General features: G+C 48.7%; 15 protein-coding genes. 11 read left to right on the top strand and 4 right to left on the bottom strand.

The features are described from left to right. On the bottom strand, nt 1-834 hold the full coding sequence (locus tag AB4124_RS04345; RefSeq protein WP_076324682.1) for an ABC transporter permease: 834 nt from the start codon (nt 832-834) through the stop codon (nt 1-3). Beyond that, the gene (locus tag AB4124_RS04340; RefSeq protein ID WP_441971322.1) at nt 827-2,029 is read right to left on the bottom strand and encodes a quaternary amine ABC transporter ATP-binding protein; all 1,203 of its coding nucleotides are present in this window, start codon (nt 2,027-2,029) and stop codon (nt 827-829) included. Before AB4124_RS04340 ends, AB4124_RS04345 begins: the two co-directional genes overlap by 8 nt. Before the next feature lie 373 nt (nt 2,030-2,402). On the opposite strand from AB4124_RS04340, the gene AB4124_RS04335 reads away from it, so the two are divergent. The 10 genes from AB4124_RS04335 to AB4124_RS04290 all read left to right on the top strand — a co-directional run bounded on the left by AB4124_RS04335 (nt 2,403) and on the right by AB4124_RS04290 (nt 13,492). Further along, nucleotides 2,403-2,972 carry a GbsR/MarR family transcriptional regulator gene (locus AB4124_RS04335; RefSeq protein WP_215162109.1) on the top strand — a complete coding sequence of 190 codons (570 nt, stop codon included), beginning with the start codon at nt 2,403-2,405 and terminating at the stop codon, nt 2,970-2,972. Nucleotides 2,973-3,141: 169 nt separating this feature from the next. Continuing rightward, nucleotides 3,142-4,470, top strand: a complete 1,329-nt coding sequence (locus AB4124_RS04330) for an alpha/beta hydrolase (protein WP_441971320.1) — start codon at nt 3,142-3,144, stop codon at nt 4,468-4,470. Between the two features lie 42 nt (nt 4,471-4,512). Continuing rightward, a complete protein-coding gene (locus AB4124_RS04325) occupies nt 4,513-5,073 on the top strand; it encodes a GNAT family N-acetyltransferase (protein WP_076324678.1) in 561 nt (186 codons plus the stop codon). 174 nt (nt 5,074-5,247) lie between these two features. Beyond that, complete coding sequence (locus AB4124_RS04320; RefSeq protein WP_076324677.1) at nt 5,248-5,745, top strand: winged helix-turn-helix domain-containing protein; 498 nt, start codon at nt 5,248-5,250, stop codon at nt 5,743-5,745. A gap of 65 nt (nt 5,746-5,810) precedes the next feature. After that, the gene (locus AB4124_RS04315) at nt 5,811-7,139 is read left to right on the top strand and encodes an MFS transporter (RefSeq protein ID WP_441971318.1); all 1,329 of its coding nucleotides are present in this window, start codon (nt 5,811-5,813) and stop codon (nt 7,137-7,139) included. Nucleotides 7,140-7,404: 265 nt separating this feature from the next. Beyond that, nucleotides 7,405-8,517, top strand: a complete 1,113-nt coding sequence (locus AB4124_RS04310) for an outer membrane lipoprotein-sorting protein (RefSeq protein ID WP_076324675.1) — start codon at nt 7,405-7,407, stop codon at nt 8,515-8,517. 271 nt (nt 8,518-8,788) lie between these two features. Next, entirely contained in the window at nt 8,789-9,976 is a 1,188-nt protein-coding gene (alr, locus tag AB4124_RS04305; RefSeq protein ID WP_076324674.1) for an alanine racemase, read from the top strand. A gap of 225 nt (nt 9,977-10,201) precedes the next feature. After that, a complete protein-coding gene (locus AB4124_RS04300; protein ID WP_028406492.1) occupies nt 10,202-10,483 on the top strand; it encodes a CopG family ribbon-helix-helix protein in 282 nt (93 codons plus the stop codon). Nucleotides 10,484-10,486: 3 nt separating this feature from the next. Next, nucleotides 10,487-10,837: a type II toxin-antitoxin system PemK/MazF family toxin gene (locus tag AB4124_RS04295; RefSeq protein WP_006212388.1), complete on the top strand. Its 351-nt coding sequence runs from the start codon at nt 10,487-10,489 to the stop codon at nt 10,835-10,837. 441 nt (nt 10,838-11,278) lie between these two features. Then, nucleotides 11,279-13,492, top strand: a complete 2,214-nt coding sequence (locus tag AB4124_RS04290) for a Tex family protein (RefSeq protein WP_441971316.1) — start codon at nt 11,279-11,281, stop codon at nt 13,490-13,492. A 110-nt stretch (nt 13,493-13,602) separates the two neighbouring features. Here the strand turns inward: AB4124_RS04290 and AB4124_RS04285 are convergent, their stop codons facing one another. After that, nucleotides 13,603-14,043 (bottom strand): GNAT family N-acetyltransferase, encoded by a 441-nt coding sequence (locus AB4124_RS04285; RefSeq protein WP_098748723.1) that lies wholly within the window; start codon nt 14,041-14,043, stop codon nt 13,603-13,605. A 66-nt stretch (nt 14,044-14,109) separates the two neighbouring features. After that, nucleotides 14,110-14,673, bottom strand: coding sequence for a CGNR zinc finger domain-containing protein (locus AB4124_RS04280; RefSeq protein ID WP_441971315.1), 564 nt, complete (start codon nt 14,671-14,673; stop codon nt 14,110-14,112). A gap of 146 nt (nt 14,674-14,819) precedes the next feature. Here AB4124_RS04280 and AB4124_RS04275 point away from each other — a divergent pair, with 146 nt between their 5' ends. After that, nucleotides 14,820-15,290: a DinB family protein gene (locus AB4124_RS04275; protein ID WP_441971313.1), complete on the top strand. Its 471-nt coding sequence runs from the start codon at nt 14,820-14,822 to the stop codon at nt 15,288-15,290. Nucleotides 15,291-15,323: the final 33 nt, after the last annotated feature.

The raw sequence follows: 15,323 nt of genomic DNA, 5'->3' as shown, positions 1-15,323 counted from the left end.
TTAAGCACCCCTTTTTTTCGTTTTAAATATATTTTGTGTAAAGCGGTCGAGGACAATCGCCAAAATGACGACAGCCAAGCCAGCTTCAAACCCTTTACCAATTTGCAGCTGAGTTACGGCCCGGTAGACCTCGGCACCGATACCTTGGGCACCGATCATCGAAGCAATAACGACCATTGACAAGGACAGCATGATGGTCTGGTTAATGCCGGCCATCAAGGTCGGCATGGCCAGCGGAAGCTGAACCTTGAACAATTTCTGCCCGGAAGTCGAACCGAATGCATCTGCAGCCTCCGTCAGTTCACCTGATACTTGCATAATGCCAAGGCGGGTCAGGCGAATCGTTGGCGGAATGGCGAAGATAACCGAAGCGATAACCCCTGGAACTACGCCCAAGCTGAAGAATGTGACGGCAGGGAGCAAGTATACAAACGCCGGCATGGTTTGCATAAAGTCGAGAACCGGTATGATCACGCGGGATGCCGACTTGCTGTAGGCCGCCCATATACCCAGAGGAACACCCAGTATAACGGAGATCAAGGCTGCCGTGATAACCAGACTGAGCGTGCTCATGGTCTGTGACCAATAGCCCAGGTTATCGATGAGCAGAAAACCGATGGCTGTAAACAAAGTCAACGGCAGACGGCCTAATAGGTAGGCAATGACAGCCAGGATGACAATGAACAGGTACGGATGAGGAAGCATGAACAAATCCGTAAACAGCTGCACAACGTTTTTGATAATGAAAGAGATGGCGTCAAAGAAACCGGAGAAGACGTCTCCCATCCATTCGACCAAGGAATCAACCCAGCTTGCGAGAGGGATCTTAGGCATCTTGCGTCACCTCCTCACTCTTGCTTTCTCCGGCCAGGGCACCAAGAACAGCACCGCGGACGATAACGCCCATCAACCTGCCGGTCTCATCCACAACAGCCAATGGCACTTTAGCCATACTCGTAATTTCAAACAATTCATTCAGCAATGTATCGGGTCCAACACTCGGACCGTCTGTGATGAGAATATCCTCAAGCTTGCGGTTATTCTTCATGGCATCGGATGCATCTTCGGCCGTAATGACGCCAAGCAGCTTCTTGGAACGGTCAATGACGAACAGGTTCGAAATCCCCCGTTCACGCATCAGCTCAAGCGCCACGCGAGGTCCACGATCCATCGTAATGGTCTCCGGACGGCGCATAACCCGTGATGCGGTAAGCACCTTGGACAGATCCACATCTTCCACGAACCGCTCAACATAATCATTGGCAGGCTGGGTCAAGATTTCTTCCGGCGTTCCGATCTGTACAATCGAACCGTCCTTCATCAAGGCAATGCGGTCGCCGATCCGAAGAGCTTCGTCCAGGTCATGAGTAATGAACACGATGGTTTTTTTCATTTTGTCCTGAAGTTCGATCAATTCGTCCTGCATGTCTCTGCGGATGAGGGGATCCAATGCGCTGAAAGCCTCATCCATCAGCAGAATCTCCGGATCATTGGCGAGTGCACGGGCAAGCCCGACACGCTGCTGCATGCCGCCGCTAAGCTGATCGGGCATTTTTTCCTCCCAGCCTTTCAAACCTACAAGCTCGAGCGACTTCATGGCCGCTTCGTGCCGCTTGCTTTTGTCTATCTTTTGAATTTCCAATCCATATTCCACATTCTCTATAACCGAGCGATGAGGGAACAAGGCGAATTTCTGGAACACCATGCTGATTTTTTTGCGACGTACATCACGCAACTGTTCCTTGTTCATTTTTCGGAGATCCTTGCCGTGAATCAATATTTCGCCCGATGTTGGTTCAATCAACCGATTTAGCAAACGGACCAATGTAGATTTACCGCTGCCTGACAATCCCATGATGACAAAAATCTCGCCCTCGTGGATATCGAAGCTGACACGGTTAACGCCAACCGTTATATTTTTTTCTTTCGCAATTCGCGCTTTACTCCAGCCTTGCTCCAGCAATTGAATCCCTTGTTCCGGATTCGCGCCGAACAATTTGCTGACTTTGTTAACTTGCAGAATAGCCAAAAGTACTCCTCCTTTTTATTGTATAGAGACGCGTCCATTTGACCGAGTCTTCTTATTCCTGTCGTCTCGTAAACCCATGTCACCCATTGTAACAACCGATACGTAAAGTATCAAACGTTATATCCGTACGTAAAGTACGTACAGTAAAAACTGTACAAAGTTATCCTTTGAAATGCTCCCATATGCTCCGATATCCTCTAGAGCGATCTTCTTTACTTTTAAAATAGCTTTCCCTACAATAGATCAGAGAATGTGTGTGGATCAGGGCTTGTTTAAATTTCATGGAGATCGTTCACACTACACTTCGAGTCCACCTAGTTTTGTTATATTGACATGACTTCTTGGATGGTTACAGATAGAGGAGGCTGCAAGCATGGGCTTGTACCATTTAGATGATGAACGGCAGGCAGCCGTGCATAAGATTCGTAAGCGTGTCATTGAAAATATTGGACGGAATATGGATTTGTACGGCATTCCACTCTCAACGGGACATTTATACGGATTGCTTTATTTTGCGGATAAACCGATGAACCTCGATGAAATGGGACAGGAAATGAAGATGAGCAAGACCAGCATGAGTACAGGCGTGCGGACGCTGCTCGATTATAAAATGGTAAACAAGGTGTGGGAGAAGGGTTCCCGCAAGGATTTGTATGAAGTGGAGTATGACTGGTACCAGAGCTTCGTGGATTTCTTTGATATTAAATGGAGAAAATCGGTGGAGAGCAACATACTGGTCCTGCGCAAAGCGCTGGACGAAACGGAGAAGCTCCGTAAAGCACATGAAGATGACGAAGAACTGACAGCGGTGCTGCAAGAGGATCAGGCAAAGATGCGTGAGGCCGTTGCTTATTATAAATGGCTGGAACGCTTGATTGATACTTTTGTGGATGGCGATATCTTTAATTATGTGCCAAAAGAGCCGCCAGAGGACAAATCCTGATATTGAAAATGGGGAATTTCCCCAGTATAATGTGGAGTAAGGCAATGCTTACCTAAGAGGTACAACCTGATTTTATCGGGTTGTGCCTTTTTTTGTTATCTGGCATCGCCTAAGGGTGAATCATCGAATGCAAGTGCATAGGGTGCAAAAATAGTCAGGAGGGGTTAGAATGTTCAATATGTCCTCAAGAATGGTAGAAATTGCAGATTTTCCATCGGTTAACTTAAGCAATACCCGAAGTTTGTATGTATACCTTCCACCCAGTTATCATGAGAATACGGAGAAGCATTATGCCGTACTCTATATGCATGACGGGCAGCATGTATTTTCAGCGGATGAGCGAGGCGGCTCGTGGGATATGCATGTCACCGCAGATCGGCTGGTGTCCGAAGGACGGATGCAGGAGATTATCATCGTTGGCATCGCAACGGTTCCTCATCAAAGACTGAATGAATATTTCCATGACAATCCAAGGATGCATCAGGTGTTCGATCCCCCGTTTGCCGGCGAACGGTATGAGTTATTTATTATCGAAGAGGTTTTACCATATATCAATGAGAACTTTCGCACGTTGAAGGGTCCGGAGCACACGGCCATGATGGGTTCGTCTGCGGGCGGGATTGTCACCTACAATATCGGCTTTAGAAGGCCGGATGTGTTCGGAAACATAGCGGTCATGTCACCTTATTTCGTCAAAGCCTATTTTGATGCTCAAGGAGAGCTAAAGGAATATCCATTTTATGAAAGATACGGTACGCATCCGAATCTTAAGGTATGGCTTGATATGGGCGGCGCGGAAGGGGTCTTCATGGAAAAATACGCACGGGAGGAAGCAGCTCGCTTGATCCAAGACGGCTTTGTGCCGGGAGAAGATCTCATGCTGTTTCTTGATCCGGGAGCGGCTCACAGTCAAAGCGACTGGGCAGGCAGAGCGCAAGCGCCGCTGCTGTATTTTTTCGGCGACATTGGAGAACCAACCTCGATTAAGCTGCATGGTGATGGAGTCGTAGGGGTGAAAGGGCCCGTCAAACAATTGAATCCGGTCATTACATACGACAGCGGATTTGTACAAACGTTGATGAACGGAACCTATCATGTTGAGGAGCCGGAATGGCTAACGCTGCTGCCGAACGGAACGCTGAAGCCTAGAATTCCTGGCAGCACCCGGGTTACGCTGCAAATGGGAGGCTTGAGTGCAGATAAAGAGATTACGATCGTGGAAGAGCTGCCTGAGCTTGTGAAAATCGCGATTCAAGTGAAGGTACCGCCTTCCACACCGGTTTCCCCTACAATCTATGCCGGATTTGAGATTCCATACTGCGGAGATGGCCTATATAGGGGAAGTGCGATGGTACCTCATGGTTTGTCTTTTACGTTCAAGGTATCAAGAGGGTTTGGACTGCACGAAAAGATCGGGGATCCTAAAGTTAAACGGCGTTCTTTTACAGCATCGTCCGAGATGGAGCTGTTGTATGAGGTTGAGGACTGGGATACTTGAATTACTAAATTGCATTGAATTGTAATTGGAGGATGAATAGGCATGACCATTAGATCAGCAAAACCACAAGATGCAGCTGCAGCGATAAGACTGTTGTACGATGCACTGCACGACGTAGCGCATCAATTAACAGGGGAAGACAGTGAAGAGAAAGTGCTTGAAGTGCTGGAGCAATATTTCCGGGCGGACGAGGGCAGGCTCAGTTACCGACAGGCTGCCGTGAAAGAGATCGACGGCGAGGTGGCTGGCATTATCGTTGCTTACGGCGGTGATCAAGCGGCCGAATTGGATCGTCCGATTCTGGATCGTTTGCGTAAGCTCAAGAATGACCCTTCCGTAGCGCTGGATAAAGAAGCGGACGAGGATGAGTACTATATCGATACGTTATCGGTTTCTCCGCAGTTTGGAGGTAAGGGGATTGGTTCGGCCCTTATACATCACGCGGAGAATCGGGCAAAGGAGCTGATGTATCGTAAAATTGCTCTTGCCGTGGTGACGGACAATCATCGCGCTCATTCTTTGTACGAAAGAAGAGGTTATCAAACAGATAAGGACATCTTGATTAACGGGCATGTTTATTATCATATGGTCAAACCGGTTTAGAAAAAAATAAACAATTTATAAGCCGCCTATTTACAAATGGTAATAGGTGGTTTATTATTGTGTCATACCGATCTAGAAAATTAGAATGATAAATTAAATTGGAATGAACGAAAATAACCGTATGAATTACACAATTAGAATGTCTATTTTAATTTAGAATGGAGTGTTTGCGTCATGGATCAAGATCATAATCAGAGTATCGAAATATCGGTGGAACAAGCGAAGCTGCTCGGCAGCGCTCAGCGGGTGAAGATTCTCGGAACCATGCTGGATATGGCCAAAACTGCCAAACAAGTAGCAGATGAATTGGGAGATTCGCCGGGAAGCATTCACTATCATATTCAGAAGTTATATGATGGTGGATTAATAGATTTGGTGGAGACCCGGACCGTCGGCGGCATCGTAGAGAAATATTATAAATCCAAAGCGAAGTGGTTTAACACCAAGGGAACCCAAATGGTAGACCCGGTTCTTGCCGAAGATTATGCAGCGGCCAGCCGCACAAGGATAAGCCTGAGAATGCAGCTGAACGCCGAGCAATACGAAGAAATGACGAAGGAATTCAGAGAACTGCTCGAAAAATGGGTGACCAAGACCCTCGCGACAAAAGGGGACGACAGCAAGGAATATGCGGTTGGGATCAACGTGGTTTCGACGGAAACGTCCGAATAGGAAGGGGTTTCTTTAGCCCCTTCTCTCCAAAACTACTAAACTTTAAATCAAGGAGTGTTTCTTTCGTGGAAATATTAAAGAATCGCAATTTCCTGCTGTTGTTCGTTGGCCGAATCCTTACGAATATCGGCGATAGCTTGTACGCGGTAGCGGCCATGTGGCTGGTGTACGATCTGGGAGGCTCGACGCTGTATACGGGACTTGCCGGATTCCTCTCGATTCTCCCCCGAATCATTCAACTGTTATCCGGTCCGATGATTGACCGCGTTCCTTTACGGGGGCTTCTGGTATACACCCAGTTATTTCAGGCGGTTCTACTGTTGATCGTTCCGCTTGCATTTTATTTCGACTTTCTGACAGTAGGCGTTGTGCTGGCGATTACACCGGTTCTATCCACGCTGAATATGTGGGTATATCCGGCCCAAATGTCGGCCCTTCCTAAAATTCTCGATAAGAAGCAGCTGACGCAAGGAAACTCGCTGTTCTCCTTAGCCTATCAAGGCATCGATGTCGCTTGCAACGCAATATCCGGCGTATTGATTATTGTGCTGGGCGCAGTATCCCTTTACTTATGGAATTCGATCGGATTTTTCATCGGAGCGCTGTTATTCTCGCAACTGAAAATCAAAAAGTCTATCAAAACTTCTGATAACAACGTAAGTAAAACATCAACGAATAACACCGCAAATTCAAAATCTATGCGAAATGCCCTTAAAAATTATTGGGCGGACATGAAAGAGGGGCTTCGCTACATCCTGGCAACCCCGCTTGCACGGGTACAGATGGGGATTATCGTCATCAATGCAGCGGGCGGCGCTACCTTTACGGTTATGCCTGCGTTTGCGGACAGCCTCGGCGGGGCGGGTGTATACGGAGTTCTGCTCATGGCCCAGGCTTGCGGAAGCTTGTTGGGCGCGATTCTGGCTCCGTATTTGAAGCTGGAGCGCCTGCCGCTTGGATATCTTTTTGCCGGAGCGTTTTGTTTATCTGGCGCTGCCTGGTGTCTCAGCGTATTTACCCCATGGACATGGCTTGTCGTCCTGGTATACGGCTTGGCATGGTTTCCCGGAGGCATTACGAACGTTATCATCAATTCGGTCATTCAGAAAGCGATACCCGAGAAAAGATTGGGCACGGTGTTCGCGGCAGCTAGCGGACTCAGCGGAATTGCCATGCCGCTTGGCAGCCTAATTGGAGGTGCTCTTGGCGTTGTTGCAGCAAGCTCGTCCGTTATCGCAGGATGCGGAATCGCCGTATTCTGCGTAGGGATCTTCTGGATTTTTGACTCGACCACCCGCAGTCTTCCATCACCTGACAATGTGGATGAGAAATGGTTTGCGCCTTATACGAATGCAACACCTGAGAAATCCATTTCTATGAATACAGCCCCTTAGAGATGGCTAACGTCGATTAGCTTCCATGCTTATACAGAGGGCTGAAGAAGATCGCCCGTACTGGAAAATTTTCTCAAATAACCGAGACGAGGATGAATCAGCGATCGACGGATTCATCACGGTTCTTTTTTTCACTTAGACGAAGTGTAAACGCCTGCCGCGTCCCACCGCAGCGGTGCTTGTCAGGCTAGTCTGCATAATGTGACCAAGTCCCTCATAGACATGTATCAATCAAGTCAAAACAAGTGTTGAAGGGGATGATGACATGCGCCGGATTTCATGGGTGCTGCTCGCGGTAGTATTATGCTTAACAACAATACTGGCGGGATGCGGGAAGAAGAATGCAGACAGCGTTGTGAAGGATCTGGGCAAGGTGGCTGATAAGCTGGAAAGTGCCAAGGGCGCTTACCAGGGAGCGGGCGTTATGACCATACATACCGGTTCGGCGCCGCAGGAGTATCAGGTTGAGGTATGGTACCAGTCTCCATCTTACTATCGGATCAGCTTAACCAATGGGCAAAAGGATATTACGCAAATCGTGCTTCGCAACGATGATGGCGTGTTCGTTCTGACGCCTAGCTTGAACAAGAGCTTCCGCTTCAAGAGCGACTGGCCGGATAATCAGGGACAGGTATATCTGTACCAAACGCTGCTTAGCAGCATTTTGAGCGACAACACCCGTCAGTTTGCTGAGGATAAGGAAAGTTACGTGTTTGATGTGGCTGCCAATTACCACAGCCATTCGTTGATTCGTCAGAAGATTTGGCTCGCCAAGGACAACTACACACCGAAACAGGTACAAGTGTCAGACTCCGAAGCGAAAGTGGTTGTTGAGGTGAAATTCAACACCTTTACCTTCGATACGAACCTGACAAAGGATTCGTTTGATACGAACAAGAATCTAAGTGCGATGAACGATGCGAAGGGGACCATGGCGGAAGTGGACGAGAACGGGGTACCGGTGGCTTCCGGTACGGAAGGTAATGGCACTCAGGGAACCGAAGGTTTGACAGAAGCGGCTTCCGGTCGCGATATGGGATCCTTCGGCATCATCTATCCGGAATATGTGCCTGCAGGGGTCACGAACAAAGACACGATGGAAGTTCCAGAGAACAAGGATCATGCGGTTATTCTGAAGTATGACGGTGTGTACCAATATACGATTATGGAATCCAGACCCGTGGATCGTGCGGTCTCCCTCGTACCGGGCGAGGCGGTGTATATCGATTTCACGACGGTAGGTCTGCTCACCGGCGATCAGCAAAGAACGCTGACCTGGAATTCGGAAGGCGTGGAATACCGAATTACGAGCGCCAATCTGCCTGTCGAAGAAATGAAGAAAGTCGCTGCTTCCATGCAGGGAGAATCGGGTAAATAATACGAAGTAGGCGGATACCGAGCATTGAAGGAGGGCAACATTCCGACAATGAGGCCATTCGCCTCTTTTCCAAATAAAGGAACTTCGTCCGTGGACCTATCGCTATTTCTTGCAGATATTCCGATGTTTCACCAAGTTTCGCCACCCCGGGGGGACCACGAGCCTCATAAATAAGCAGTTTGTCTCAATTGACAGTTGCCCCCCGGAACATTACCATTAATCTATTGCAAAGCATAATGCTTTTTTCAAAATGGTAAGAAGGTGACTGGAATTGCAAGCGATATATCGACCTACCCTGGCGGAGATCAACCTAGACCATCTGCGCGCCAACTATAACGCTTTTCGTGAGGCGCTGCCAAGCCACATGAAATTGCTTGCTTGTGTGAAGGCTAACGCCTATGGTCACGGAGCTGTAGAAGTGGCTCGCGAACTTCAGCAACTGGGGGCGGCTTACTTAAGCGTAGCTTTTCTGGATGAAGCGCTCGAGCTTCGGCAAGGAGGCATCTCTTGCCCAATCCTGGTGCTCGGTTATACACCACCGGAGGCTGTAGAGATCGCTTATGAGCATGATGTGACCATAACCCTGTTCAGTGCGGAAGTGCTCCAAGCGATAAAGGCACTGCCGGTCCAGCCGGAGAAGCCACTCAAGGTACACATCAAGATTGACAGCGGAATGGGTCGTTTGGGCCTGCTTCCAGGCGAAGATGCAATTTCTTTTATAGAAGAAGTATTTTCGCTGCCGCAGGTTGTTGTCGAAGGAATGTTTACCCATTTTGCAAGAGCGGATGAAGAGAACAAAGACTATACGTTGGGACAGTACCGCCGTTTTCAGGGCGTAGCGGACGCTCTTCGGGATAAGGACTACCATATCCCCATCATACATACGGGCAACAGTGCTGCTGCGATTGATACACCTGAATTATCCTATGATATGGTTCGTGTCGGCATCGGCTTGTACGGACTGTATCCTTCGGATGAGGTGAATCGAAAGACAGTGAGCCTCCGCCCTGTCATGACGTTAAAGACAAAGCTTGTCTACGTCAAAAATTTACCTCCGCATTCCGGTATCAGCTACGGGACGAAGTATGTAACGGGGGAGGAAGAGCAAATTGGAACCCTTCCCATCGGTTACGCCGATGGCTTCTCTCGTATGTTGAGCGGTAAAGTGGAAGTACTGATACGCGGCCGCCGCGTCCCTGTAGTCGGAACTATCTGTATGGACCAATGTATGGTATCGCTCAAACCTTTCGCCGATGAGGCGGAACAAATTAAAGCTGGTGAAGAGGTTGTACTCATCGGTCAGCAGTCTGGCGAATGCATTACGGCAGATGAGCTGGCGTCCAAGCTGGGGACGATCCACTACGAGGTCGTCTGCATGATCGCCCACCGGGTACCACGTCAGTATATACGTGATGATATACCCGTGAAGACCGTAAACGCACTCTGGAGCAACCTTTAACAAGTCATGTCACTTTAAGTAATTTATTCAGGAAAGAAGGAATAAGTACAGACCTTCCCGAATTAGGAATATGTCGTTTAAGTCTGTACGAAAGTGTCGATTGTAGTTTATAATGATATGCAGCATACTTGATATACCTTCGGCATATATATTCTTTTGTATAATTTTCCTTGAATAATGTAATACTGGTGCACAGGCGAGAAGGTTGTGGGGGTGTAATAGAGGGTGGCCAATATGCAGAACACCAAACGAATCATGATCAGTTTACCGGATCATCTTTTGCAGGAAGTGGACGGGATCGCTCAGCTGGAAAATTCCAACCGCAGTGAGCTTATTAGGCAAGCCATGAAGTTGTACCTGAATGAACGGAAGAAACGTTACATTCGTGAATCCATGCAGCGGGGTTATATGGAAATGGCCAAAATTAACCTGACCATGGCTTCTGAGGCGTTTCACGCGGAGGAAGATGCAGACAACACTCTAGACCGCTTAGTAAGCGGGGTGTAGACAGTGATCGTTAAACGGGGCGACGTATTTTTTGCGGATTTATCACCTGTTGTCGGTTCTGAGCAGGGCGGCGTAAGGCCGGTCCTTGTCATTCAGAATGATATCGGCAACCGGTTTAGTCCGACTGTGATTGTTGCAGCCATTACGGCACAGATTCAAAAAGCCAAGCTGCCGACTCACGTCGAAATCGACGCGGCGTCGCATGGATTTGACCGGGATTCCGTCATTTTGCTAGAGCAGATCCGGACGATTGATAAGCAGCGGCTAACGGACAAAATCACCCATCTTGATGATGAAATGATGAGTAAGGTGGATGATTCCCTGCAAATAAGTCTGGGCTTGATTGATTTTTGATTCCATTCAAGCACTAACGTTTTCCACATAGAATGTTATGACTAAAAACCCTCAAGGAGTAATTCCTTGAGGGTTTTTATATGGATGGTATGTTTGAAGGCTCGGCAATTGTTACATGGGACTGGAGATTGGTGGATTATATGTTTGTAGGTATGAGGATGTAGGCCGTAGTGACCGCCGCTGCGATAAACAAAAGGCAGACAACGGACCAGGCAATCGCATGTTTGTCATTCATTTAAGGTGACCCCCCTGATTTTAATGAGGTGTGGATATCCGGCAGCGGCATGTTCGTACAATAAGAATATAAATTAAATCTTAAAATTAGATGAAATTGACATTAAAAGCAGCTTAAAGCCTTACGAAGTGAGCGATGTAGTGGAAATGAGCGCTTAAGTTTGGGATAATAGCAAATATAGTTTCATTGAAGAAAGAGGGATATCATTGTCTGAATTAGAAGCTGTTGTGGAAGTAAATGAGGAACAGATTCGCAAGGAAGAATCGAAACGGATCGTGAAGCAGATCGCGAAGGAGCTTCAATTGTCCGAAAAACAGGTGCGCACGACCGTTGAACTTCTGGATGAGGGCAATACCATACCGTTTATTGCACGTTACCGTAAGGAAATGACAGGCGAACTGGATGAGAACCAATTACGTGATATTGAAGAGCGGACAGGTTATTTGCGCAATTTGGAGGTCCGTAAGCGGGAAGTCATTCGCATCATAGAGGAGCAAGGCAAGCTAACAGAAGATCTGAAGGCGTCGATTACGGCCGCCGTTAAGCTGCAGGAGGTAGAAGATCTCTACCGTCCGTATAAGCAGAAACGTAAAACCCGGGCCAGCGTCGCCAAGGAAAAAGGACTTGAGCCGCTGTCGGAGTGGATATGGTCGCAGCCGAAGCAGGCTGATGTGATGGTTGAGGCAGCCAAGTATGTTGATGAGGAGAAAGGTGTGGCTTCGGCAGAAGAGGCTGTGCAAGGCGCGATGGATATATTGGCCGAAAACATTGCCGATGACGCAACCGTTCGTTCCTGGGTACGCAGATACAGCCTGGACCACGGCATATTGACCTCAGAGGCGAAGGATACCGAAGTGGAATCCGTATACGAGAACTATTACAATTATCGGGAATTGGCGAAGAAAATGCCGCCGCACCGGATTTTGGCCATTAACCGGGGAGAGCGCGAGAATATTCTGAAGGTGGGGCTTGATGTTCCTTCCGATTCCATTCACGCGTATATCGGCAAGCAGGTGCTTAAAGGTCCATCTGCCGTCTCGGATATTCTTACGGCGTTGATCGAGGATTCATACAAGCGTCTTATTGCCCCATCGATTGAACGGGAAGTGCGGGGTGAGCTGACGGAAAAAGGGGAGAACCAGGCAATCTCCATCTTTGCGGGGAACCTGCGCAGCCTGCTGCTGCAGCCGCCGGTGAAAGGTCGCTGTGTGCTGGGCGTGGACCCGGCTTACCGTACCGGTTGTAAGCTTGCGGTGGTCGATGATACAGGCAAGCTGCTTGAGGTAGCTGTAACCTATCCGACGCCGCCGGCCAACAAGAAGCAGGAGGCGGCCGCGAAGATTAAAGAGCTGATTGCAAAATACGGCATCAAGCTTATTGTCATTGGAAACGGTACGGCATCCCGTGAAACGGAGCAATTCGTAGCCGAAGAAGTCATTGCGGAACTTGCTGACCCTGAGCTGGCTTACCTCATCGTCAATGAAGCGGGAGCAAGCGTGTACTCGGCCTCGAAGCTGGCTCAAGAAGAGTTCCCTGATCTGGATGTTGCCGAGCGCAGCGCAGCCTCGATCGCACGCCGTGTGCAGGATCCGCTGGCCGAGCTGGTGAAGATCGATCCGAAATCGATCGGTGTGGGCCAATATCAGCATGACGTCACCCAGAAGCATCTGGAGGAGAGCCTGAAAGCCGTCGTAGAGTCTGCGGTTAACCATGTCGGGGTGGATGTGAATACGGCATCGCCGTCACTACTCTCCTATGTGGCTGGCATCAATGCCACCATTGCCAAAAATATCGTGAAATACCGGGAAGAGAACGGGAAATTTGTCAGCCGGAAGCAACTGCAGAAGGTTCCGCGTCTCGGTGCCAAGACCTATGAACAGTGCGTGGGCTTTATGCGGATATCGGAAGGCGAGAACATACTGGATCGCACCCCGATTCACCCGGAATCCTATGCGGTGGTTGACCGTTTGTTCCAGGAGCTTCAGGTAAGTCTGGACAAGCTCGGCAGCAAGGAGCTCGCTGAACTGCTGGATGCCCAGCAGCCGGAGAACCTTGCCGTGAAGCTGGAGGTTGGTGTACCGACCCTGCGCGATATTCTGGACAGCTTGCAGCGTCCGGGACGCGATCCCCGGGAGGAGCTGCCGCTGCCGATTTTCCGCCAGGACGTGCTGAAGATCGAGGATCTTATGCCGGGAATGGAGCTGCAGGGAACGGTACGCAATGTCATCGATTTTGGCGCCTTTGTGGATATCGGCATCAAGAGCGACGGCCTGGTGCATATTTCCCAGCTGAGCGATGGATTTGTCAAACACCCGATGGATGTTGTCTCTGTGGGGGATAACGTTACCGTGTGGGTGCTGAATGTAGATTTGAAAAAAGGCCGCGTCGGATTGACGATGCGCAAGCCGAAAGATCAGTGATAGGTACTGCAGCGTAATAGAAGAGCCGTATCTCCTTTGGGGAGAAACGGCTCTTTTTTGCATAACTGCCCTGTACTAATAGCTAATGGGGATATGTCCTGGCGATGGGTTTAGCGATGGTTCAGCTTTAGCAGCAGGACGTTTTTATCGTAACTTTCGAGACACCAGTGATATTTTGTTAGAATTTTGGGTTCGACTGTGGGAGCAGATACATCGAATTCATGAAAACCAAACTTCTTATAGAAATGCTGCAGCTCTTCAAACGGAATGCAGTATACCGTATCTAGGCCCAATCTTTTTGATTCCTCTACAAGAAACGTGACGATTTCGTGTGCCAGGGACTGTCCTCTAAACTTGTCCAGAATATAAACACCACCGAGCTCCGCCTCGTGGTCATTAAGTTTAACCAATCGGCCGATCCCTGCGTAGTCGTCTTGCGACATGACGATGGCAATAATTTCATTGTCCAGTGAACTTGGCTGAAAGCCGATGTGTTCGTATTGTTGATTGACCCAAGGCAATTCTGCTTGAGTTACCCTTTTGATGCTCATGACTACTCACCTCAGTTAGTTCGAAATGTATATTGTGTTAGACAGCGCCCAGCATAAACACCCGGCTTAACTCTCGCTGCCCGAAGATGGCTGCTTTTTCTTCGCCCGAAACCGTCTGACCTTCATCAGATTGCCGCACATTTTATCATCGCAATATCGTTTGGAACGGTTTCGCGTGTCGTCGTAATATACCCAGAGGCAATCGGGATTCGTACAGATGCGAAACCGGGATAACTCGCCTTGCTCGATGGCTTGCGCAAAGGAGCCGGCAATCTCGGCAGCCGCTTCTTGCAGGCCAGGGTTTTGCAGGATATAAGCCAGTACAAATTTTTGATCCTCATCTATCTCCAGATGGCGAATAACAGGTCCGGCAGCCATCCAGCGGTTTAATTCCTCTATCTCCATGGGGGAAGGAGACTCTCCCGCGGCGATGTGTTGAACACACGCCAACAGGAAGGAACGAAGCTGCCTCAGCAGCCCCAGTTCATCCGGGGTCAGCGGAACGGAGATTGGGAGATTGTACTCGTTTATAAAATCGGTGAGCCAATCCTCACGGGCAAGCCGATCCTCGGATCGGCCGCTGCCTCTCCAGTCATGCCATTCGCTGTTTATAAAATCATCCCATAACATGAAGCTCATCCTTTCTCGTCTCATTATTGTAACAAGTAAATATTCATGTTGCTAGTTACTTGTAATGGGGTCTGAAGTGTGTTAATTTTTATGTAACGTTCTATTTTATTTATGATGGTTACAATTATGAGGCGGAGGCGATGGTTATGAACATGAAGGAATTGCTGCTCCAAAACTGGGATTATGCGATGGGGCAAGAGGATTGGTATCCGCCGATTCATCCTGCCTTGAAGGATGTTACGGTTGAGCAGGCTTTGTGGAAACCGGAAGGGCAGGCGGCGAATTCCATATGGGAGAACGTGCAGCATTTGCTGTATTACAAACAGCGTCTGCTAGGAAGATTGGAAGGGATACCGCTCCATAATGAAGGGATTGGTAACGACGAGACGTTTCTCATTCACGAAACAAGTGAGGACGCATGGAATACGGCTCGGGAGCAGCTTCAGAAAGTTCATGCTGCGTTAAGACAGAAGATTGAGGAGATGCCGGAGGCGGAGGTCATCGAATCGCCGCAGCGAATACTTAGCTTAATCATGCATGATGCATATCATACGGGGCAAATTGTTTTTCTCCGGAAGCTTCAGGGGTCCTGGCCAGCTAAACGCAGCGATCTATAAGTGCAAAATCCCACCATTCAGCCATCATAATAC

The organism is Paenibacillus sp. 2KB_20 (genome assembly GCF_052115765.1).
Lineage (GTDB): Bacteria > Bacillota > Bacilli > Paenibacillales > Paenibacillaceae > Paenibacillus_AQ.
The sequence above is the reverse complement of the archived record's forward strand: the minus strand, read 5'-3'. Positions and strand labels throughout refer to the sequence as shown.

Coding starts and splice junctions, on each gene's coding strand:
- AB4124_RS04275 (WP_441971313.1), top strand. CDS start 14,820: ATGAACATGAAGGAATTGCTGCTCCAAAACTGGGATTATGCGATGGGG.
- AB4124_RS04310 (WP_076324675.1), top strand. CDS start 7,405: ATGCGCCGGATTTCATGGGTGCTGCTCGCGGTAGTATTATGCTTAACA.
- AB4124_RS04330 (WP_441971320.1), top strand. CDS start 3,142: ATGTTCAATATGTCCTCAAGAATGGTAGAAATTGCAGATTTTCCATCG.
- AB4124_RS04325 (WP_076324678.1), top strand. CDS start 4,513: ATGACCATTAGATCAGCAAAACCACAAGATGCAGCTGCAGCGATAAGA.
- AB4124_RS04280 (WP_441971315.1), bottom strand. CDS start 14,673: ATGTTATGGGATGATTTTATAAACAGCGAATGGCATGACTGGAGAGGC.
- AB4124_RS04345 (WP_076324682.1), bottom strand. CDS start 834: ATGCCTAAGATCCCTCTCGCAAGCTGGGTTGATTCCTTGGTCGAATGG.
- AB4124_RS04320 (WP_076324677.1), top strand. CDS start 5,248: ATGGATCAAGATCATAATCAGAGTATCGAAATATCGGTGGAACAAGCG.
- AB4124_RS04285 (WP_098748723.1), bottom strand. CDS start 14,043: ATGAGCATCAAAAGGGTAACTCAAGCAGAATTGCCTTGGGTCAATCAA.
- AB4124_RS04335 (WP_215162109.1), top strand. CDS start 2,403: ATGGGCTTGTACCATTTAGATGATGAACGGCAGGCAGCCGTGCATAAG.